General features: G+C 48.3%; 23 protein-coding genes. 7 read left to right on the forward strand and 16 right to left on the reverse strand.

Annotated elements, in window-relative coordinates; all coding sequences use genetic code 11:
* Positions 1 to 64 precede the first annotated feature (64 nt).
* The 6 genes from erpA to rplM all read right to left on the reverse strand — a co-directional run bounded on the left by erpA (position 65) and on the right by rplM (position 3,765).
* The gene (gene erpA / locus Q320_RS0117005) at positions 65 to 397 is read right to left on the reverse strand and encodes an iron-sulfur cluster insertion protein ErpA (RefSeq protein ID WP_373277237.1); all 333 of its coding nucleotides are present in this window, start codon (positions 395 to 397) and stop codon (positions 65 to 67) included.
* An 88-nt stretch (positions 398 to 485) separates the two neighbouring features.
* Positions 486 to 902, reverse strand: a complete 417-nt coding sequence (locus Q320_RS0117010) for a bactofilin family protein (protein ID WP_027469994.1) — start codon at positions 900 to 902, stop codon at positions 486 to 488.
* A 15-nt stretch (positions 903 to 917) separates the two neighbouring features.
* Positions 918 to 1,637, reverse strand: a complete 720-nt coding sequence (locus tag Q320_RS0117015; RefSeq protein WP_027469995.1) for a DUF6776 family protein — start codon at positions 1,635 to 1,637, stop codon at positions 918 to 920.
* Positions 1,638 to 1,640: 3 nt separating this feature from the next.
* On the reverse strand, positions 1,641 to 2,693 hold the full coding sequence (argC, locus tag Q320_RS0117020; RefSeq protein WP_245591043.1) for an N-acetyl-gamma-glutamyl-phosphate reductase: 1,053 nt from the start codon (positions 2,691 to 2,693) through the stop codon (positions 1,641 to 1,643).
* Positions 2,694 to 2,914: 221 nt separating this feature from the next.
* Positions 2,915 to 3,307, reverse strand: a complete 393-nt coding sequence (gene rpsI, locus Q320_RS0117025; RefSeq protein WP_027469997.1) for a 30S ribosomal protein S9 — start codon at positions 3,305 to 3,307, stop codon at positions 2,915 to 2,917.
* 29 nt (positions 3,308 to 3,336) lie between these two features.
* On the reverse strand, positions 3,337 to 3,765 hold the full coding sequence (rplM, locus tag Q320_RS0117030) for a 50S ribosomal protein L13 (protein ID WP_027469998.1): 429 nt from the start codon (positions 3,763 to 3,765) through the stop codon (positions 3,337 to 3,339).
* A gap of 367 nt (positions 3,766 to 4,132) precedes the next feature.
* On the opposite strand from rplM, the gene Q320_RS0117035 reads away from it, so the two are divergent.
* Complete coding sequence (locus Q320_RS0117035; protein WP_027469999.1) at positions 4,133 to 4,552, forward strand: OsmC family protein; 420 nt, start codon at positions 4,133 to 4,135, stop codon at positions 4,550 to 4,552.
* A 77-nt stretch (positions 4,553 to 4,629) separates the two neighbouring features.
* Here the strand turns inward: Q320_RS0117035 and Q320_RS0117040 are convergent, their stop codons facing one another.
* The gene (locus tag Q320_RS0117040) at positions 4,630 to 5,442 is read right to left on the reverse strand and encodes a formate/nitrite transporter family protein (RefSeq protein ID WP_211251254.1); all 813 of its coding nucleotides are present in this window, start codon (positions 5,440 to 5,442) and stop codon (positions 4,630 to 4,632) included.
* A gap of 272 nt (positions 5,443 to 5,714) precedes the next feature.
* Positions 5,715 to 6,350 carry a 2-polyprenyl-3-methyl-6-methoxy-1,4-benzoquinone monooxygenase gene (coq7, locus tag Q320_RS0117045; RefSeq protein ID WP_027470001.1) on the reverse strand — a complete coding sequence of 212 codons (636 nt, stop codon included), beginning with the start codon at positions 6,348 to 6,350 and terminating at the stop codon, positions 5,715 to 5,717.
* A 90-nt stretch (positions 6,351 to 6,440) separates the two neighbouring features.
* Between coq7 and Q320_RS0117050 the strand changes: the two genes are divergently transcribed.
* The 5 genes from Q320_RS0117050 to Q320_RS20395 all read left to right on the forward strand — a co-directional run bounded on the left by Q320_RS0117050 (position 6,441) and on the right by Q320_RS20395 (position 9,766).
* Positions 6,441 to 7,043 (forward strand): peptidylprolyl isomerase, encoded by a 603-nt coding sequence (locus tag Q320_RS0117050; protein WP_027470002.1) that lies wholly within the window; start codon positions 6,441 to 6,443, stop codon positions 7,041 to 7,043.
* Between the two features lie 20 nt (positions 7,044 to 7,063).
* Complete coding sequence (locus Q320_RS0117055) at positions 7,064 to 7,567, forward strand: peptidylprolyl isomerase (RefSeq protein WP_027470003.1); 504 nt, start codon at positions 7,064 to 7,066, stop codon at positions 7,565 to 7,567.
* 68 nt (positions 7,568 to 7,635) lie between these two features.
* A complete protein-coding gene (locus tag Q320_RS0117060) occupies positions 7,636 to 7,875 on the forward strand; it encodes a Pathogenicity locus (protein ID WP_027470004.1) in 240 nt (79 codons plus the stop codon).
* Positions 7,876 to 7,895: 20 nt separating this feature from the next.
* Positions 7,896 to 8,627 carry a UDP-2,3-diacylglucosamine diphosphatase gene (locus Q320_RS20390; protein ID WP_035854188.1) on the forward strand — a complete coding sequence of 244 codons (732 nt, stop codon included), beginning with the start codon at positions 7,896 to 7,898 and terminating at the stop codon, positions 8,625 to 8,627.
* Between the two features lie 125 nt (positions 8,628 to 8,752).
* Entirely contained in the window at positions 8,753 to 9,766 is a 1,014-nt protein-coding gene (locus Q320_RS20395) for an extracellular solute-binding protein (protein WP_211251255.1), read from the forward strand.
* Here Q320_RS20395 and Q320_RS0117075 read toward each other — a convergent pair.
* The 8 genes from Q320_RS0117075 to Q320_RS0117110 all read right to left on the reverse strand — a co-directional run bounded on the left by Q320_RS0117075 (position 9,763) and on the right by Q320_RS0117110 (position 17,085).
* Positions 9,763 to 10,569, reverse strand: a complete 807-nt coding sequence (locus tag Q320_RS0117075; RefSeq protein WP_027470005.1) for a hypothetical protein — start codon at positions 10,567 to 10,569, stop codon at positions 9,763 to 9,765. The two genes, Q320_RS20395 and Q320_RS0117075, sit on opposite strands and share 4 nt — an antisense overlap.
* A 153-nt stretch (positions 10,570 to 10,722) precedes the next feature.
* Positions 10,723 to 11,280: a hypothetical protein gene (locus tag Q320_RS21100; protein ID WP_027470006.1), complete on the reverse strand. Its 558-nt coding sequence runs from the start codon at positions 11,278 to 11,280 to the stop codon at positions 10,723 to 10,725.
* A 145-nt stretch (positions 11,281 to 11,425) separates the two neighbouring features.
* The gene (gene ispF / locus Q320_RS0117085) at positions 11,426 to 11,911 is read right to left on the reverse strand and encodes a 2-C-methyl-D-erythritol 2,4-cyclodiphosphate synthase (RefSeq protein ID WP_027470007.1); all 486 of its coding nucleotides are present in this window, start codon (positions 11,909 to 11,911) and stop codon (positions 11,426 to 11,428) included.
* Between the two features lie 70 nt (positions 11,912 to 11,981).
* The gene (locus Q320_RS0117090) at positions 11,982 to 13,037 is read right to left on the reverse strand and encodes a VanZ family protein (RefSeq protein ID WP_035854191.1); all 1,056 of its coding nucleotides are present in this window, start codon (positions 13,035 to 13,037) and stop codon (positions 11,982 to 11,984) included.
* A 94-nt stretch (positions 13,038 to 13,131) separates the two neighbouring features.
* Entirely contained in the window at positions 13,132 to 14,190 is a 1,059-nt protein-coding gene (locus Q320_RS0117095; RefSeq protein ID WP_027470009.1) for an ABC transporter substrate-binding protein, read from the reverse strand.
* A gap of 107 nt (positions 14,191 to 14,297) precedes the next feature.
* Positions 14,298 to 15,074, reverse strand: a complete 777-nt coding sequence (locus Q320_RS0117100; RefSeq protein ID WP_027470010.1) for an ABC transporter permease — start codon at positions 15,072 to 15,074, stop codon at positions 14,298 to 14,300.
* Positions 15,064 to 15,993: an ABC transporter permease gene (locus Q320_RS0117105; RefSeq protein ID WP_027470011.1), complete on the reverse strand. Its 930-nt coding sequence runs from the start codon at positions 15,991 to 15,993 to the stop codon at positions 15,064 to 15,066. The genes Q320_RS0117100 and Q320_RS0117105 overlap by 11 nt, the downstream gene beginning before the upstream one ends.
* Positions 15,994 to 15,996: 3 nt before the next feature.
* Positions 15,997 to 17,085 carry an ABC transporter ATP-binding protein gene (locus Q320_RS0117110; protein ID WP_035854193.1) on the reverse strand — a complete coding sequence of 363 codons (1,089 nt, stop codon included), beginning with the start codon at positions 17,083 to 17,085 and terminating at the stop codon, positions 15,997 to 15,999.
* 235 nt (positions 17,086 to 17,320) lie between these two features.
* Here Q320_RS0117110 and Q320_RS0117115 point away from each other — a divergent pair, with 235 nt between their 5' ends.
* The gene (locus Q320_RS0117115; protein WP_084282749.1) at positions 17,321 to 18,688 is read left to right on the forward strand and encodes a cyclic di-GMP phosphodiesterase; all 1,368 of its coding nucleotides are present in this window, start codon (positions 17,321 to 17,323) and stop codon (positions 18,686 to 18,688) included.
* Positions 18,689 to 18,991: the final 303 nt, after the last annotated feature.

An 18,991-nucleotide genomic window follows, 5' to 3' on the forward strand; every position in this document is an offset into this window, starting at 1 on the left:
ATCACAATTCAGCAGGCGAAAAAAAAGAGGCTTTCGCCTCTTTTTCTATCGATTCAAGGTGAAATTACACCGAGAACGATGAACCACAGCCGCACGTTGATTGTGCATTTGGGTTTTTGATCGTGAATTGCGAGCCTTCTAGGCTTTCTACGTAATCGATTTCTGCGCCGACCAAATATTGGTAGCTCATTGGATCAACCAGCAAAGTCACGCCGTTTTTGGTGATAGGGGTATCGTCTTCATTGATGATTTCATCAAAGGTGAAGCCGTATTGAAAACCCGAGCAACCGCCGCCTGTCACGAACACACGCAGTTTTAGATCAGGGTTGCCTTCTTCCAGAATCAATTCGTTGACCTTGCTCGCGGCATTATCAGAAAAGACAAAAGGTAGTGGCATCTCAGTTTCAGTGCTCATAGCAGCTCCGCAAATAATAGTTGACTAAATTGATAGGGTTTATTATCCGCCTACCATCAAGCGGGGTCAATCACTGCGCGGCCTTGGGATCGACGCGGGGAACGTCGGCTGCAGCGACTTCCTCACGCTTACCGTTAAGCACGTGCACTAAATGGCCTTCAATGATCGCGCCAGGGTGCATTTCCAAGGTTTTGTACGCCAAATCACCGACAATCCGCGACTTGCCTTGCAGCTCCACATAATGGCTGACTTCAATCGGACCACGAATTTCGCCATTCAAAATCAAATGTGAACACGCAACTTTGCCTTCAATGCGCGCCTTCTCACTCACGACCAAAGTGCCCGTTTTATCATCAGCCATACTCACATCGCCAATAATCACGCCGTCAACGCGCAAGCCACCGGCAAATTTCACATTGCCGGTGACGGTCGTGCCTTGACCAATCAGACTATCAATCTTGGTACTGCCTTTTTTCTTATTAAACATTGAGTACGTCCCCTCTTAGATTTTTTTCTGGCAACTGGCGATGACTTTACTACCTTGTGGCTCGACAAAGCGCGCTTCTAACCACATTGGACCAACGGCATTTTCGGGTAATTTAAATTCGCCTGCGGCGCGGTGATAATGCTTCACACTAATTGCTGCGGAGTCATTGCCCAAAGCCAAACTCTGTTTTTTGCCCGCGACCATAAACTGCAAACTCAGCAACATACGCCCTGATAATTCCGTGGTTTTATCCGTTCCTTGCACCAAGAGCAGGCGATACGCTACGCGATCAGGTGTCAAACTTTGCAAATCACAGGCGACAAAATTCGCCGAACGGCTACGATCATTGCTTTGCAATAAAGATTCAAAAAACGATAAAGTTTCGCGCGTCGCCGCAGTATCTTGCTGCAAGGTCGTCAAATCACCTTTGAGCGCATCGCGCTCAGCGCCGACGACGGTGAGCTGCTGCGACAACAAGGTTTTTTCTTTTTGCAAAGCATCGATTTGTTGCTGACTAGTTTGCATCTGACTCTGGCTTTGCTGCGAGCGCTGTGCCAACACGACTTCTTGCTGGTATTGCCCGTAACGCATTCCTGCATAAGCGGCACAGAGCAATACCCCGATTAGCAATACATAACGAAATAGTCTAGCTTTCAGGCCAAGCTGCGGGCGCAGTGCCAAGGGCGTGGCGGTGAGCCGCGCCCTTTGCAAACGATAGAGACGTTTGATTGGCATTGATTAAGGCAGTAAAGGCACAACATCGAGGCCATGTTGCTCTGGCAAGCCGAACATCAAGTTCATCACTTGCACCGATTGGCCCGAAGCGCCTTTAACCAAATTGTCTTCAACGACCAAAATCACCAGCAAATCACCATTACCTGGGCGATGCACCGCCATCCGTGCTGTATTGCTGCCGCGCACCGAGCGCGTTTCTGGGCAAGAACCAGCAGGCATCACATCCACAAATGGCTCACCAGCAAAGCGATCTTCAAACAATTTTTGCACATCAGCGGCTTTACCCGCATCGGTTAAGCGCGCATAAATCGTTGAGTGAATCCCGCGTATCATTGGCGTTAAATGCGGCACAAACGTGAGTTGCACCGGCGCGCCGTGAATCGCCGACAGACCTTGCATGATTTCTGGCGAATGGCGATGACCTTTCACCGCATACGCTTTGAAATTATCCGCACTTTCGGCAAACAAAGTACCGACTTCGGCTTTACGCCCCGCACCGGAAACACCCGATTTGCAATCGGCAATGATGCCCGTCGTTTCAATCAGTTGCAGGCCATTCTCAATCAATGGCAATAAGCCGAGCTGAACTGAAGTTGGATAGCAACCTGCCATACCAATCAAACGTGCTTTTTGGATTGCTTCACGATTCACTTCCGGCAAACCATACACCGCCTCAGCCAGCAAATCGGTACAGCTATGCTCCATTGCGTACCACTGCGTAAATTCAGCAGGATCTTTCAGGCGGAAATCAGCAGCCAAATCGATAACTTTGACGCCAGCGTCGAGCAGTTCGCGCGCTTGCGCCATCGCCACGCCGTGCGGCGTTGCAAAAAATACGACATCGCATTCGGTGAGCTTGGCGTCTTCCGGCGTTGAGAACGCAATATCAACATGACCACGCAGACTAGGGAACATTTCAGACACTTTCATGCCGGCTTCTTTACGCGAAGTCACGGCTTTCAGTTCAACATCGGGATGGCGCGACAATAGGCGCAATAATTCAACCCCAGTGTATCCAGTACCGCCAACAATCCCAACCTTAATCATGCTCTTTATCCTGTTCAAATGGTCAAAGCGATAATAAAGCAAAATGCTGACAAAGTGTGAGCTTGCAAACGTTGCATTCAACGTAAAGTATGAGTCGAGCTTGACATACGAGTAGTGTGTATTTCAATGCAAGCCTTGATTGAAAAGACTTAGCGTGAAATACCCTTTGAATAGACGTAAAAAAGCCACCCCGAAGGATGGCTCTTTGATCCAAACAATCTGTAAACGAATTAACGTTTAGAGAATTGTTTACGACGACGTGCGCCGCGTAGACCGACTTTCTTACGTTCAACTTCACGAGCGTCACGAGTAACCAGACCAGCTGCTTTCAACGTTGGTTTCAACGCTGCATCATACTGGATCAAAGCACGAGTGATACCGTGACGAACCGCGCCAGCTTGGCCTGATTCGCCGCCACCAACAACATTTACCATGATGTCGAAAGCGTCTAAGTTGCTAGTCAACACGAGTGGTTGACGAACGATCATACGGCCAGTTTCACGAGCAAAGTATTGGTCTAATGCCTTGCCGTTAACGATGATCTGGCCAGTACCTTTTGCCAAGAACACACGAGCTACAGAGCTCTTGCGACGGCCAGTACCATAATTGTATTTACCTACCATGATGCAATTCCTTTAAGTTTTGCGATCGCTTAGAGAGCAAGAGTTTTAGGTTCTTGCGCAGTGTGCGGATGATCGCCACCGGCATAAACTTTCATTTTCTTGATCATTGCGTAGCCCAATGGGCCTTTTGGTAACATGCCTTTAACAGCAAATTCCAACGCGCGGCCAGGAAATTTAGTTTGCATTTCAGTGAAGGTACGCTCGTAAATACCGCCTGGGTGACCAGTGTGACGGTAATAGATCTTTGCCGTTGCTTTATCGCCAGTAACGCGGATCTTATCTGCGTTTACCACAACGATGTAGTCGCCGGTATCGACGTGCGGAGTGTATTCAGCTTTATGTTTGCCACGCAGGCGTTTGGCGATCTCGGCAGCGAGACGGCCCAGCACTAAGTCTGTGGCGTCCACAACGAACCACTCGCGCTTCACCTCGTGCGGCTTGGCAGAAAAGGTTTTCATGACTGCTAGTCCACGTTTTTGAATTTGAGAAAGTCGCGGATTGTAGCGGGTCAAATGCCACTCTGTCAAATGCATTTGCAAATTGACCGTATCCGAGACAAAAAAAACGCAATCGAGGCGAACCAGGATTGCGCGAAATTCCACCAAATTAATGGAGGATGGAGGAGACGACATTGAGCAAGCCCAATGTCACCTCCGATTATCACAGACAACTATGTGTAAGGCAACCTACTTTGGTGCAGCGCGACAAGTGGCAGCACGCTTTTGGCGCGTACAGATTGACTTACAAATTCGCCGCCACTGCAATTCCCCGTTAAAATAGTTTTATCTATTCTCCAATCAATATCGCGCCAGCAAGGACAGTCAAATGAAAGTACGAGTGAAATGGGTCGAAGAGGTCAGTTTCTTGGCGCAATCCGAATCGGGTCATGCCGTTTTGATGGACGGCCCGCCCGAAGGCGGTGGCCGCAACCTAGGCCCACGTCCAATGGAAATGCTCTTAATGGGCATGGCGGGCTGCTCAACCTATGATGTGATCCATATTCTAAAGAAAGGCCGTGCGGACGTGCGCGACTGCGTGGTTGAGGTCGATGCGGATCGCGCGGATACTGATCCCAAAGTATTCACCAAAATCCATCTGCACTTCATTGTGACCGGCCGTACCCTCAAAGCAGAAGCTGTTGAGCGTGCGATTAAGCTTTCGGCAGAAAAATATTGCTCTGCGTCTATCATGCTGGGGCAAGTCGTACCGATTACGCATGACTTTGAAGTGAAAGAAGCCGATTAAATCGTTAGATATTATTTAGGCAGAAACAAAAACGGCGAGCCGCAATGCTCGCCGTTTTTTATATCTGAGATTACAACTTAATCGTGCGTGAGTTCGCTGATTTTTTGCTGATGAAAAATCCACGCATAGGGCAAGCCGATAAATAGAGCGCCGCCGACAATATTGCCCAGAGTGGCGGGCAATAGATTATTCAACAAGAAATCACCCCAGCTTGCATCCAAGCCCAACAGCATCGCCGCAGGGATAAAAAACATATTCGCAATACTATGCTCCATACCCAGCGCGACGAACGCCATCACGGGCAACCAAATCCCCATCATTTTGCCCAAAGTATCTTTCGCCGAATACGCTTGCCATGCCGCAACACAGACAAGGATGTTCGCTAAAATCCCTTTGAAAAAAGTCATCAGAAACGGATTTTCTAACTTGTGATGCGCCACCGATAATAAATACAGCGTTGCCGGATCATTGGGCTTAAAAATACCCGTCATATAAGCGAACGCCCACGCGGTAAACACTGCGCCGATAAAATTGCCTGAATACGAGAGCAGCCAAACACGCCCGACATCAGCGCTAGACAGTTGTTTGCGTTGCCAAGGCACCATTTGCGTCGCGCAATTACTGGTAAACAGATCCACGCCCGTCAGCACGACCGCAATAAAACCCAAGGGAAATACCGCGCCAAAGAGAAATTTCCCCAAACCTGGATTGCTCGTCATCAGCTCTGGCGAGCCACCTGCGACCACCACTGCCAGCAAGCCACCCAGAGAAATAAACATCCCACCGATCATGGCCATCACCGCCAAGCGAGAAAACGGCAGTGCCGATTTCTCAACTGCACTGTGCTCAATGTAATCAACGATAGCCGAAGGCGCTAACATTCCAGTCATATTTAAAGCCTGCATTTAACGTAAATAAGATGAACTATTTTATAACGTGCACTGCAGCAAAAAGCGCAACTATTACCTTGGCATGCAGCTCAATCCACACAATGCTGATTTGGCGCAATTTTTTTCTACAATATCGATACAAGCGCCAAGTTCAAGTAAGCCGTGCTATAAGAACTCAGTCGGAACTTAACGGATAACATGGGTATGTCGATGTGGATATTTTATATAAATGGCCTTATCGATATACCCACTAAAATCAATCTAAACCGAACTTAGAAGCGATAACTCAAACCCGTCATCACTTTAGAGCTTAGTTTCATCGCCGCCTGTATGGGCAATGGTAATGTGGCGGCGCCCATACTGTCAGCCAGCTCAGCATGGCTCATTTCATCGACTTCCATTTGCGCAACAATGGCACGGCTTTTTTCATCTTGCTCAGGCAATTGGCTCAAATGGCTTTGCAGATGCGCCGCCACTTGGCGCTCTGTTTCGGCCAAGAAGCCTAAATTCCATTTATCCCCAATCGCACCAGCAGTAACGCCCATCACAAATGAACCCGCGTACCACAACGGATTAAATACACTGCGGTGGCTGCCTAATTCGCCCAAACGCCGCTGCGTCCACGCCAAATGCTCAACTTCCTCTTGCGCCGCGTGGCGTAAAGCATCACGCGCTGCGGGGTCGCGTGCCGTCAACGCCTGACCTTGATACAGCGCTTGCGCGCAGACTTCGCCGCAATGATTCACGCGCATTAAACCGGCAGCGTGTGTTTTTTCTGCGTCGCTCATTTCAGCCTCGTCCAGCTTCGCATCGGGATGCGGACGAGCGCTGGTGGCCGGTGCGGCCAAAGTACGTAATACCGTATCAAACTCGGCAATAAACTGATCAAAAGAAGGTAATTTCAGCATCATTGGTTCTCCTTAAGGTGACAATTCTACACTGCACGCATGATATGATTAGCAGATTGTCTTAACTCACCCTTTTTTGCAGGAACAACCATGAAACGCTTCCTTGTCGCAGCCACTTTGGCTCTTTCTAGTCTGGCGGCGCTGGCTGCCAATCCCCAAGTCGAGCTATTGACTAGCAAAGGCAAAATCGTTGTCGAATTGTACCCAGAAGCCGCCCCGCTCACGGTGGCTAATTTCTTGCAATACGTTAAAAGCAAACATTACGATGGCACGATTTTTCACCGTGTAATTCCAGGTTTTATGACCCAAGGTGGCGGATTTAACGCCCAAATGGAACAAAAACCAACTAAGGCCTCAATCCAAAACGAAGCGAAAATCGCCATCGAAAAAGGTCTGAAAAATGACCGTGGCACCATCGCCATGGCGCGTACTGGCCAGCCACACTCGGCGACCAGCCAGTTTTTCATCAACTATAAAGACAACAGCTTTTTGGATTACCCTGGCCAAGACGGCTACGGCTATACCGTGTTTGGTAAAGTCATCAGCGGCATGGAAGCGGCTGATCAAATGGCCAAAGTGACCATCCTGCCGGGCGACGCCCCTGCCGAGCCGATTGTCTTGATCAGCGCCAAAGAACTGCCTGCGAAAGCCGAAAAAGCCAGCGCCAGCAAAGCAACGACAAAATCAAAATAATTACTGACCAAGGAACAGACATGACTAAAGTAAAACTCGTAACCAGCATGGGCGACATCGTTTTAGAATTGAACGACGAAAAAGCGCCAATTAGCGTCGCTAACTTCGTGCAATACGCGACGGGTGGGCACTACGATGGCACGATTTTTCACCGTGTAATCGATGGTTTTATGGTGCAAGGCGGTGGTTTTGAACCAGGCATGAAAGAAAAGAAAGACAAACACCCAACAATCCAAAACGAAGCCGACAATGGCTTGAAAAACGACATTTACACTGTCGCCATGGCGCGCACGCCAGAGCCACATTCAGCCTCATCGCAATTTTTTATCAACGCGGCTGACAATGACTTCCTGAACCATCGCAACAAAACATCGCAAGGCTGGGGCTATGCGGTATTCGGCGCGGTAGTTGAAGGCCAAGATGTTGTGGATAAAATCGAAAAAGTAAAAACCGGCAGCAATGGTTTTCACCAAGATGTACCAAAAACGGATGTCGTGATTTTAAGCGCGGAAGTGCTCGCTTAATCATCCCCACCAAAGCGCAGCTTTCGCTGCGCTTTTTTTATTGTGATGCCCACGAAAAAGACAACGCTATGCCATTTTCCGCAGAAGAGCACGCCTTATTGCTGGCAATCAAGGGCGTAGGATCTACGGTCATTACCCGTCTTGAGCAACTCGGCTTTTCGTCATTGACCCAACTGAGCCAAGCCAACGCACTCGAGATTGTAGAGATGGCATCGGATATGTTGGGTTCAACATGCTGGAAAAATAGCCCTCAAGCTCGCGCAGCGATTCAATCTGCCATCACGCTTGCACAGTCACGCCAAGCTTAACGCGCAAACACATAAAATCTATGACTCATCCCAGCCTTTTTATTTCCGACCTTCATCTCTCGCCCAGCGATGCGACTACGGTCAATGCCTATCAGCAATTTATGGCCAGCATCGCCTTAGAAGCAGAAAATCTCTACATTTTGGGTGATTTATTTGAATATTGGTTTGGTGACGATCAGCTCGATGATCCGTTTTATGCCGAACAAGTTGCCTGCATTGCTGCGGTAGCAAAAAGCGGCGTCAACGTTTATTTCATGGGCGGCAATCGCGATTTACTGGTCGGCAAACGCTTTGCCCGCGCCGCACAACTCACCGTCTTGCCCGATCCGAGTGTCATCACCTTGCAAGGCCAAGCGATTATCTTGGCGCATGGCGATTTGTATTGCACCGATGATCTGGCTTATCAGCGCTATCGCCGCGTGGCGCACAATCCAATTGTGCAATTTATTTGGTTAAATTTACCCAAAAAATTTCGCGACCAGCAAATCAACAAGCTACGCGCCAAATCACAAAGCGCGAATAAAATGAAAGATCGCGCGGTGATGGATGTGAACTGGCAGGCGATTGAAACCGAATTAAAACGTAGCCCTGCGAAAATTCTAATTCACGGCCACACCCATCGCCCAGCGCATCATCAGCATGAGAACGGCGTTCGCTGGGTGATTCCGGACTGGAAAGAAGGACAAGGTGGTTATTTAAGTTGCATCGACGGCCAACTCAGCCTGCATGGTTACCCAAGCATTCAGTCATAAATCTGAAATACAGCCAGTAAGCATTTGATTTATTAACATTTTTACCTATATGATAAAAGCTAATCCTTTGCGAAAAGCCCGCCATGAAAGTGATAAGCCGAGCCAGTGTACTTTTGATCATCGCCATGATGTTTGCCCCACCGCTGTGGGCGGGCGAAGTGTTACGGATTTTAACTTGGCATGGTTATGCGGATCCCGATTGGGTCGCTGAATTCGAGCGTGAACACGATGTGAGCGTCGAAGTTAGCTTCGTTGAAAGCGACGACGAGCTATGGGAAAAACTCAGTAAAAACCACGGTGAAAACTACGATATTTTTGCCGCCAACACCGCCGAGTTACAGCGCTATATCGGGCAAAATATAGTCGCTGTGCTGAAAAAAAACCAAATTCCAAACACCAAAAATCAGCTCCCACGCTTTCGTGATACCGATGAAATCCCAGGCATCAATCGAAATGGCAATCTATATGCAATTCCATTTACTTATTCAGAAATGGGTTTGATTTACGATAAGAAGCAATTCAAATCGCCTCCCACCTCAATGGATGCGCTGTGGCTGCCACAATACAAAGGCAAAATCATCCTTTACGATGGCAGCAATCATAATTTCAGCCTAACGGCTCTCACGCTCAATATCGAAAATCCATTTCAGCTCTCACGCGAGCAAATGAATAAAACCGTTGCCAAATTACTGGCACTGCGCGAACAAGCGCCGCTGTTTTACACCAGTCCAGAAGAAAGCGTACGCACTTTCCTAAAAAATAAAGCCGCGCTGATGTTTGCCAATTATGGCAATCAACAGCTCAAGCAATTGCAATCGCTGGATGCCGATATTGGCTACATCATTCCAAAAGAAGGCGCTCTGGCTTGGCTTGATTGCTGGGCAATTACTGTGGGGGCTAAAAACAAAACTTTGGCTGAAAAATGGATTAATTTCACACTGGAAAAGAGCATTAGCACTGCGTTAACGCGCCGCCAAGGCCTGCCAAACACCTTAAACCCCAGCAATTTACAAGATAAAGACAAGATTATCTGGCTAGAGCCCTCGGAAAATTTCGCGCTTAGAACTCAATACTGGGATCGAATTCGTGCTGGAAAAGCCCGCACAAGCAATAAACGTCCTGTCAAACCGACCGCCTAATTGGGCACGTCAACTTTCACCCAAACTGAAAAACTTTGCGTCTGATTACCATTCAAGCCCGATAGCAGACCGCGCTCCTGACTGCTTTGCATTTGCTGCGTTTCACCGACAGGCAGCCACTCACCGATCCGCCCTTGCACTTCACTATAAATCTCATGCCCTTGCGTACCGCCACCGCGTGTGAATTCGCGCTGACTCGGCAATAATCTCAATGCAATATCATTCTCGCCAATTCGACGTGGCGCAACATAAAACCCTGTGCCCGCACTTTGCCACTGCCCACCGACATGCGTAATGGTGAAACCAGGGCGAAACCAAAAACTAATTTGCGGTACAAACCGCTGCTGCCCTAAATGAATTCGACCCTCAGCCCCCTCCAAAATACGCAATGTTTGCCGACTCAAGCCAGTCGATTGCGATTGCCTATCCTGCCCCCTCAATGTGATCCCAAAACCCACGCCTCGGTTGCTGACCGCAATACCGCCTTGCGTGCTCACACCAACGTTTGAGCCTTTCTGCAGGCTACGCTGCTCCACCGTTACCACTAGATTTTGCATCGGCGTATCCAACCGCTGTAGCAAAGCCAAAATCTGTGCATAGCTAGCCTCATCCGGTGCAGCAATAATCAGCGTGCCATGAAAAGCTTGAATCCGTGCTTGCGGAAACGCGCCTTGTAATACCGGCACCACCTGATCGGCCAACTGATGGCGCAACGTCACTGTCTCAACAATTTCAGCAAAGCCATTGCCAGATATACACCATGCCAGTATTGCTACATAAACATTATTTTTTATATTCCACATGGCAATACCCCTAAAGATCAATCCTACATAGAAAACACCAGCACGACTGCCTTTATAGCCCAGTGATTACGCCGTCGCTGCCGCAGCAAAATACAGAGCAATAAAAAAAGCCTGCTCAGCGGCAGGCTTTTGGCTTTACTACGATTGAAGGAGTTATTGGCCCCAAACAACCGCTTTAACTCGAGTAATCACCAAGAGCTGATCACCATCTGCCGCTCTCGCTAGTAACTCTTTATTTGGCACAGAAATCGTGATGAACTCACCGGGAACATTGCGAACAAGTGCTTCGCCTTTTTTCAAATCTACACGCACAATGTCATTGCGAACAGTACGGGTAATCACAGTACCTACGCCATTCGCAGTCACATCACGACCCGAAGTTTCCACGACGCTACGTACGCCAGCGCCACCTTTTTGCAGAGCCAACACAATCGCTTGTGAACCCGCAACATTGACTAGATCACCCACTTTTAACTGATTTAATGCCGTCACACCGGCATCAATCTGATTGAATTCAAGCAAGCGACCGTTTTGCATGGCCAAAACCACACTCCGAGTTGCCAGATCAATCGATACCACCGCAGCCTGTTCTTTTTGGAATTCAGCCGCGCTCATGATAACTTCATCAGTCGCTGCTTCTTGAGCATGTGCAACTTGACCTAGCATCAAGCCCGCTGCCAATAACAATGAACCTAATAAATTTTTACGCATTCTTCATCTCCCGTGATGTTGAAAAAGGCTATTGCGTGGCGCAATAATCCGTTCAACAAGGCTAACACAGCGCGTCAGCGTAAACCAGAATCAATCAAGCCCAGCGTCATTTAAAACAAAAAAATCCAACACTTCGTTTGATCGCTCACAACGGAAAAAGTAACGCCACCGCTTGCGCTTCAACCGCATCACCCGCGCCCACCGCACCCAACTTTTCATACGTTTTGGCTTTTACATTCACGCATGTAGGATCAACACCTAAGTCAGCCGCGATATTGGCGACCATCGCCGGAATATGCGGCGCCATTTTCGGCTGTTGAATCAAGATCGATGCATCCACATTCCCGACAATCCAACCTGCAGCAGCAACGCGGCGCACCGCCTCTCGCAACAGCACTCGACTATCTACACCTTTAAATTCCAGCGCAGTATCAGGGAAGTGCCGGCCAATATCACCCAAACCTGCCCCACCGAGCACCGCATCAGTGATCGCATGCAATAGCGCATCGGCATCCGAATGACCAAGTAGACCTTTCTCATAAGGTATATGCACACCACCCAATATTAATGGGCGTTCCAAGACCATACGGTGCACATCCCAACCTTGGCCGATACGAAAAGGTAATGCCATAAACTCAAATCCTTAATTTAATAGCGCTTGCTACGTCAAATACCAGCCATGATCAGCAAACCTAAGTTGACTACCAATTTTGCTCTTGTGGCGGCACGACAATAAAATAAAACAAAAACAGCATCGCGCCCAAAGGCCACACATCGCCAATTGCATGCGACAAGCCATTAAAATGCTGCAAATGCCCATAATTCCACTTAAAAATCGACAGCCTAGGATTCAACTCAGCAGACAAAGGCCATAAATAACTGACCATGCTCGCCGCAAACAAGGCCAAAAATCCCGCCAACGCCCTCAAGCGACGATTAAGCTGCCATAAAATCCATAGCAAAATTCCGCCAACTGCGCCGCCGATTACAACATTCAAATTCAACCATGCAAAGAACTGCCCCGGCTGCAAGAGCATGCCCGCAAAGCCCATTTTAATCATCAGCGCGCAAAATAAAACGCCCAAAATAGCCCGAGGAATTTGTCGGCTGTAACGCACCAATACCGAAACAAACAGCGCTACGCCCATCAAATGCAACATCATGCCGCCGCCTTCGAGCAACCTTAAAAATAAAGCGGGATTACTGAGCGGAGAAATAAACGGCTGCGGCAAGCCCTGAGGCACCACCACCACACCAAGAAACGGTAGGCTAGGATCAAATTGCGTCGTAAACCACAATAAAAGCCAAATCCCTCCCCACTCCACCACGGCGCCTGGCGCGAGATAATCATGGCGAAAATGCTGCCAGCGCCGTAGCACAGCGCGATGACTAAGCACAATACCCGCAACTGCGCCAAGCAAAGCACCAAACGCATTGCTCAAAATATCCATATTCGATGCAATACGCGTAGGCAAAAATTGCTGCACAAATTCAACGCCCATCGAGACCAATAAGCCAAGCAGCGTGGCATAAAGCAGCGCCCAGCGCGAGCGACGCCAAAGCAAAGCCAAGCTCAGCCCCAGCGGAATGTAGGCCAAAATATTGATGGCGTTATCAAATAGCGTGAAGTAATACGGTAGTGGATAAGTATAAAACGACAGCACGGGCTCGCCCGTGAAGCGCCAGCCGGTAAATGGATACCAGCTCACAATCAGGATAACGAGCAGAGAAACCGCAAAGAAAAAAGGCGAAACCATGGTCGGCTTCGCTTTTCTGGCGAGAAAACTGATAGAAGAGTAACGATTCATTGAGTAAGCAAGCCCAAAGCCTAAGCTTTGGGCTAATCAAACCTTATTTCGCCGTTTTCACCTTGGTCCACAATTTGTTCAATTCACGCAATTGTTTGCCTTCTAAGGCATTTAATTGCTGCAAGCGTTTCATTGTTGCTGCATCAGGAAATACCGATGGCAGAGCTTTAATTTCTGGCTTCACAAAAGGTACGGCGGCTAAATTTGGATTGCCAGCACCAATCATATTGGTCAAATCAGCCGCATTTTTCCCTTCCAGCATGAAGTTCATAAATTTATACGCCAAATCAGGACGTGGCGCATTTTTAAGCAACATCATATTGTCGACTGAGAGCGTATTGCCTTCTTTTTGCAGACCAAAATTAATACTAAATGTTCGCTTTGCCGCTTTGGCATCAGCCACCGCTTGGAACATATCGCTCGAATAACCGTGCGCAACCCAGATATTACCGACAGTCAATTCTTTGATATAACTCTGGCCATTAAATGCAGCCCAGAATGGTTTAGCTTTAATAATAGTGTCTTGCGCTTTTTTCAATTCATCTGGATTAACCGAATTAGCCGAAAAACCGTTATACATCAGCGCAGCAGCGAATACTTCGCGGCTATCATCGAGTACGGTAATTTTGCCTTTCAATTTAGCCAAAATCACAGGGTCAAAAATCACAGCCCATGAATTAGGATTAATCCCCAATTCTTTCAATTTCGTTTCGTTGTAACCCAATAAGGTCGTCGTAAATGAATACGGCAAGGAGAATTTATTGCCCGGATCAAAAGTGCTATTCATAAAAGCGGGATTGATATTTTTTGCATTCGGCAATTTAGCTAAATCCAAAGGCTGTACCAAGTTTTGCTTAATCAGCGGCGGCATCGCAAAGCCGGTTGGCACAACAACGTCATAACCTTTTGCGCCCGCCGATAATTTAGCGAGCATTTCTTCCATTGCACCGTAATAGTCTTGCACCACGCGACACTTGCAGCTTTGCTCAAAGCGCTTCACGGTTTCTGGCGCAATGTAATTGTTCCAGTTGTAAACGTGTAATACATCTTCAGCTTGGGTAACGCCCGCTGCCATCATCAATGCAAGCAATAGTTTTTTCATAGTAACTCCAAATCGGTGATGTTTTTTGGAAAATTCAATCAATAAATTATGGCATAAAACTCAGATGCGCCCAGATTCACTGAAGGCGCAAACTTTAACTACAACACTTAGCTCGCCCGAATTGCACTCGGCGCCACTTTACTCGCGATCAAAATCAAGCCTAGCGTCAACAGCATCAACAGCGTTGAAATTGCATTTACTTCTGGCGTTACGGCAATCCGAATCATCGAATAAATTTGCAGCGGCAACGTCGTTGCACCAGCACCAGCGGTAAAGAAGGTAATCACAAAGTCATCAATCGACAAGGTAAAGGCCATCAATGCACCGGCAATAATGCCTGGCGAAATCTGCGGCATCGTCACTAAACGAAACGCCTGCACAGGGCTAGCGCCCAAATCACGCGCCGCTTCAACCAAAGACTCATCCATTCCTTGCAGGCGCGAACGCACCACAATCGCGACAAAACCAATACAAAATGCAATATGCGCCAAAGCGACCGACACCAAACCCAAGGTCATATTCAGCATCACAAAGAAAATCAGCAGTGCAACGCCCATCAAAATCTCTGGGATCGCAATCGGTGTCAGCACCAGCACGGGCAGCAAACGCAATTTGTACTTGTGCATCGCCAAGCCCGCCAGCGTGCCCAATACCGTCGCGAAAAAACTCGATACCACGGCAATCAACAGTGAATTACGCGCCGCGACCAGCATTTGCTCATTCTGGAACAATAGCTCGTACCACTTAAACGTAAAACCCACCCATTCGGCATTGAGCTTAGAATCGTTAAACGAATACGCGACAACGATAATCAAGGGAACGTAGAGAAATCCATACACAAATAGTGCTGCGGCCCAGAGCCACTTCGATTGCTTAGAGTGCATTACGCTTGCCTCCACGCCCAACCAACATAGCCAAACCCGCCATCATCAGCACCGCTAAGGTCAGCATAATCGATAATACCGAGCCAAACGGCCAATCGCGGCTATCCAAAAATTGCTGCTTAATTAAATTACCAATCATCATGCCGTCGGTTCCGCCTAATAAATCAGGCACTGCAAACATACCTAGCGTAGGAATAAACACCAAGGCCGCCCCCGCCCATACCCCAGGTAGGGATAGCGGCCAAGTGATCTTCCAGAAACGCTGCCAGCCCGATGCCCCTAGGTCTTGCGCCGCATCCAGCAAAGCCATATCGTGTTTTTCTAAATTGGCATACAGCGGCAACACCATAAATGGCAGATGCACATACACCAGCACGACAATCACCGCAAAATGGCTGTACATTAATTGCACTGGGCCAATGCCCACCCATGACAACACTTGATTGATCGTCATCGCAAAATAACCTTGCGGCCCAAGGATAATCATCCACGCATAGACACGGATCAGAAAATTACTCCAGAACGGCAAAATCACCAGCAAGATCAATACATCGCGGTATTTTTTGGGGCTACGTGCAATCAACCAAGCCAAGGGATACGCCATCACGAGACACGCAAATGTCGTAATCCCTGCGTACCAAAATGATTTGATAAATAGCTCAAGATAAATCGTATCTTCAAAAAATCGGCCAAAATTCTCAAAGGTTAGAAAATCTCGCCAATTTTGCGCATTAATCAGCAGCTCGGTTTTTCCAGTTGCGGGATTGATGTCAATGAGCGGTAACAGGCCGCCATAATCCCCCGGAAAACGAAACGCCGCCGCCGCCATAATCAGCGTCGGAATCGCAAAAAATACCAGTAAGTACAGCAATGGCGGGCCGGATAGCAGCCAACGGCTTAAAGATTTATTGGTCGCCATTGCTTAACCCAAAATAAAATGGCCAGCATCGAAACGCCACGCCAATTCAACTAAATCATTATCATCAAAGAATTTCGCGCGGCCCGGTGCAGAATTAGGCAACATTGTTTCAACCAGTACACCGTTTTCTAGTTCAATCACATAAATCGTCACATCACCCAAATACAGGCAATCGTGTACTTTGCCGCTGAAATGCACTTCATCCACAACGTCTTGTGGCAATGTCGCGGCGAGCTTGATTTTTTCTGGCCGCAAAGTCAGCGTGCCTTTTTGCCCGACTTGTGCGCCTGCGACGAGCAAAGTTTCGGCCATCCCAACGCCCGGAATTTCCAGCTGCATTCGATCCGCACCAATCGACACAATCGTGCCATCGAGCAAATTACACTGACCGATAAAGTCCGCCACAAAGCGGTTTTTCGGGTGGCTGTAAATCACTTCAGGTACATCCAGTTGCGCCACTTCGCCTTTGTTCATCACGGCAATACGATGTGACAAAGCCAGCGCCTCGCCTTGATCGTGCGTCACATACACAAAGGTAATACCCACTTCTTTTTGCAACTGAATCAGCTCAATTTGCATTTCTTCGCGCAATTTGGCATCGAGCGCGGATAGCGGCTCATCCAGCAGCAAAAGACGTGGACGATTCACCAAAGCGCGGGCAATCGCGACGCGCTGGCGTTGTCCACCCGACATTTCATGTGGATAGCGCTGCGCAAAAGGCGTCAATTGCACGTCTTCCAGTACTTCTGCAACACGTTGTTTGAGCTCTTCCGGTGGCACCTTGGCCATTTTGAGCGGAAAAGCGATATTCTGCGCAACGGTCATATGCGGAAATAATGCGTAATTTTGAAACACCGTATGTACTGGGCGTTTTTCTGGTGGCACAGCAGCCACATTGACGCCATCCAGTACAATTTCTCCGGAATCCGGTTGTTCAAAGCCTGCCAACATTCGCAATAAAGTTGTTTTACCGCAGCCCGATGGCCCTAGTAAGGTAAAAAACTCCCCTGCTTCAACCGACAAACTGACGTGATTCACCGCAGTAAAATCGCCAAAACGCTTTACTACATCACGAATTTCCAGCAATGCCATGAATCATCCTCGATCTAATTTTGCCGATATTTTAACAAGATAATGTCGCCTAAGGGGTTCAATCACTCGAATACGCGCTGATTTCAGTCATTCTTGCATTACAACTTTCAAATAAAAACAGCCTGATTTCAGTAAAAGTACATCGTTTCAGCTGAATCAAAGAAGATTTCATTAAAGACAGCATATAATCCATACCTAAACACGCATCCAAACACTCTTAGGTTTTAGCGCGCCAGTGGAAATCCGCATACACGTTCTCAAGTTGCAACTCGGCCAGTTCGTCTGTGAACTCGATCGGCCTTGGCTTGATACGCCCTTTCTGATGCAAGGTTTTTTGCTCGAAACCCAGCAACAAATCGAGCTACTGCTTGAGCATTGCGAATACGTCACCCTCGACTTAGCGCGCTCAAATGGCGGCATCGCGCAGTGGACTGCGTTGCTGGCGGAAACGAAAAAAGCACAGCACAACGCCAAACTCAGGCGTAATCCACAAATTGAACAATCACTTAGCGCCGAACAAAAAAACGAACGCCTGAATATTTTGCGTGAATTACGCCGTCTTTTTTCTGCATGGCGGCAGCAACCCAATAGCAGCAGCCCCAGTGGCATTACACGTAAGCATGAAGCCAAAATCATTCTCTACGACGACACTGCGGCCGTAGAACAAGAAATCAAAGCTGCCACTAGCTCGCACCAAGGCGCGCAACGCTTTGTACTGAGCCTCATGGAATCGGTGCGGCAAGATTTGCAGCCCAAAGTCGAAGAAGTCAACGAGGTCGTTTCTGATCTGGTTAGCTCAATTATTCGCAATCCGAATGCACTGCTCTGGCTCACCCAGCTCAAAGATCGCGATCAATACACCTACGCGCATTCGATTGATTCAGCCGTGTATATGCTGGCCTTTGGTCGACATCTGGGCTACCCACGTGAAGAGCTACAAAAACTCGGCATGGCGGGCTTGATGCTCGATGTCGGAAAAATGAAATTACCACCTGAACTACTGACGCGCACTGGGCGCTATACGCCGGGTGAATTCATGCTGATGAAAACGCATGTCAATCATAGCCTCGATATTTTAGGGCAAATGGATGGTATTCCAATTGATGTGTTTGATATGGTCGCGCGCCATCACGAACGCTACGACGGCAGCGGTTATCCACTGGGCTTGAAAGCCGAGCGCATCGGCATTTTTGGCAGTATGGCGGGGATTGTGGATTGCTTTACCGCGCTGACCAGTGATCGCAGTTATTCCAACGCCAAATCGGCGCACGAAGCGCTGCAACTGATGTACAAATGGAGTGAGCGCTACTTTCATCCGGCTTTAATTGAACAATTTTCGCAATGCGTGGGGATTTTTCATGTCGGCACATTGGTCGAACTGTCGACCGGCGAAGTCGGTATTGTGATTGGGCAAAATCGCGTACGTCGCCTCAAGCCCAAATTACTGATTATCCTCGGCCCCGACAAACACCCCTATGCTCGGCCGCACACACTGGATTTAATTAGTAACCCTAGCCTACCCAGTGGATTGCCAATCAGTATCCGCTGTGAACTGCCACGGGGCTCACATAATATCGATCCGCGAGAGTTTTTTTTGGAGTAACTTAGGGTCTGTTGACGTTCGGTTTGCGAATCGCGTTTGTGCTTATTTTGGCCTGAAACAAGGCACAAAACGCGAAGCATGGTCATTCTATTCCAGCGTTTTGTAACGCAGTGTCAGGCCAAAAGCAGCCAAACCCGAAGGGCTGGGCGCTTTTCGCGGAATCTCTGCGTTAATCCGTGCTCGAATAGCTGGCTATGCTTCGCACGAATTGCCTTGATCTGCCGCGAAAATCGCTCCAGCGCGATCGTAAACCAAACGTCAACAGACCCTAGTAAAGCAAAAGTTCTCCAGCATCGTTGTAGC

It is taken from the genome of Deefgea rivuli DSM 18356 (assembly GCF_000620145.1).
GTDB classification, from domain to species: Bacteria; Pseudomonadota; Gammaproteobacteria; order Burkholderiales; family Chitinibacteraceae; genus Deefgea; species Deefgea rivuli.

What these genes read in the sequence shown, in the direction of transcription:
- erpA (WP_373277237.1), bottom strand. Translation starts at nt 397, where the DNA reads ATGCCACTACCTTTTGTCTTTTCTGATAATGCCGCGAGCAAGGTCAAC.
- Q320_RS0117010 (WP_027469994.1), bottom strand. Translation starts at nt 902, where the DNA reads ATGTTTAATAAGAAAAAAGGCAGTACCAAGATTGATAGTCTGATTGGT.
- Q320_RS0117015 (WP_027469995.1), bottom strand. Translation starts at nt 1,637, where the DNA reads ATGCCAATCAAACGTCTCTATCGTTTGCAAAGGGCGCGGCTCACCGCC.
- rpsI (WP_027469997.1), bottom strand. Translation starts at nt 3,307, where the DNA reads ATGGTAGGTAAATACAATTATGGTACTGGCCGTCGCAAGAGCTCTGTA.
- rplM (WP_027469998.1), bottom strand. Translation starts at nt 3,765, where the DNA reads ATGAAAACCTTTTCTGCCAAGCCGCACGAGGTGAAGCGCGAGTGGTTC.
- Q320_RS0117035 (WP_027469999.1), top strand. Translation starts at nt 4,133, where the DNA reads ATGAAAGTACGAGTGAAATGGGTCGAAGAGGTCAGTTTCTTGGCGCAA.
- Q320_RS0117040 (WP_211251254.1), bottom strand. Translation starts at nt 5,442, where the DNA reads ATGACTGGAATGTTAGCGCCTTCGGCTATCGTTGATTACATTGAGCAC.
- coq7 (WP_027470001.1), bottom strand. Translation starts at nt 6,350, where the DNA reads ATGCTGAAATTACCTTCTTTTGATCAGTTTATTGCCGAGTTTGATACG.
- Q320_RS0117050 (WP_027470002.1), top strand. Translation starts at nt 6,441, where the DNA reads ATGAAACGCTTCCTTGTCGCAGCCACTTTGGCTCTTTCTAGTCTGGCG.
- Q320_RS0117055 (WP_027470003.1), top strand. Translation starts at nt 7,064, where the DNA reads ATGACTAAAGTAAAACTCGTAACCAGCATGGGCGACATCGTTTTAGAA.
- Q320_RS0117060 (WP_027470004.1), top strand. Translation starts at nt 7,636, where the DNA reads ATGCCATTTTCCGCAGAAGAGCACGCCTTATTGCTGGCAATCAAGGGC.
- Q320_RS20390 (WP_035854188.1), top strand. Translation starts at nt 7,896, where the DNA reads ATGACTCATCCCAGCCTTTTTATTTCCGACCTTCATCTCTCGCCCAGC.
- Q320_RS20395 (WP_211251255.1), top strand. Translation starts at nt 8,753, where the DNA reads ATGATGTTTGCCCCACCGCTGTGGGCGGGCGAAGTGTTACGGATTTTA.
- Q320_RS0117075 (WP_027470005.1), bottom strand. Translation starts at nt 10,569, where the DNA reads ATGTGGAATATAAAAAATAATGTTTATGTAGCAATACTGGCATGGTGT.
- Q320_RS21100 (WP_027470006.1), bottom strand. Translation starts at nt 11,280, where the DNA reads ATGCGTAAAAATTTATTAGGTTCATTGTTATTGGCAGCGGGCTTGATG.
- ispF (WP_027470007.1), bottom strand. Translation starts at nt 11,911, where the DNA reads ATGGCATTACCTTTTCGTATCGGCCAAGGTTGGGATGTGCACCGTATG.
- Q320_RS0117090 (WP_035854191.1), bottom strand. Translation starts at nt 13,037, where the DNA reads ATGGTTTCGCCTTTTTTCTTTGCGGTTTCTCTGCTCGTTATCCTGATT.
- Q320_RS0117095 (WP_027470009.1), bottom strand. Translation starts at nt 14,190, where the DNA reads ATGAAAAAACTATTGCTTGCATTGATGATGGCAGCGGGCGTTACCCAA.
- Q320_RS0117100 (WP_027470010.1), bottom strand. Translation starts at nt 15,074, where the DNA reads ATGCACTCTAAGCAATCGAAGTGGCTCTGGGCCGCAGCACTATTTGTG.
- Q320_RS0117105 (WP_027470011.1), bottom strand. Translation starts at nt 15,993, where the DNA reads ATGGCGACCAATAAATCTTTAAGCCGTTGGCTGCTATCCGGCCCGCCA.
- Q320_RS0117110 (WP_035854193.1), bottom strand. Translation starts at nt 17,085, where the DNA reads ATGGCATTGCTGGAAATTCGTGATGTAGTAAAGCGTTTTGGCGATTTT.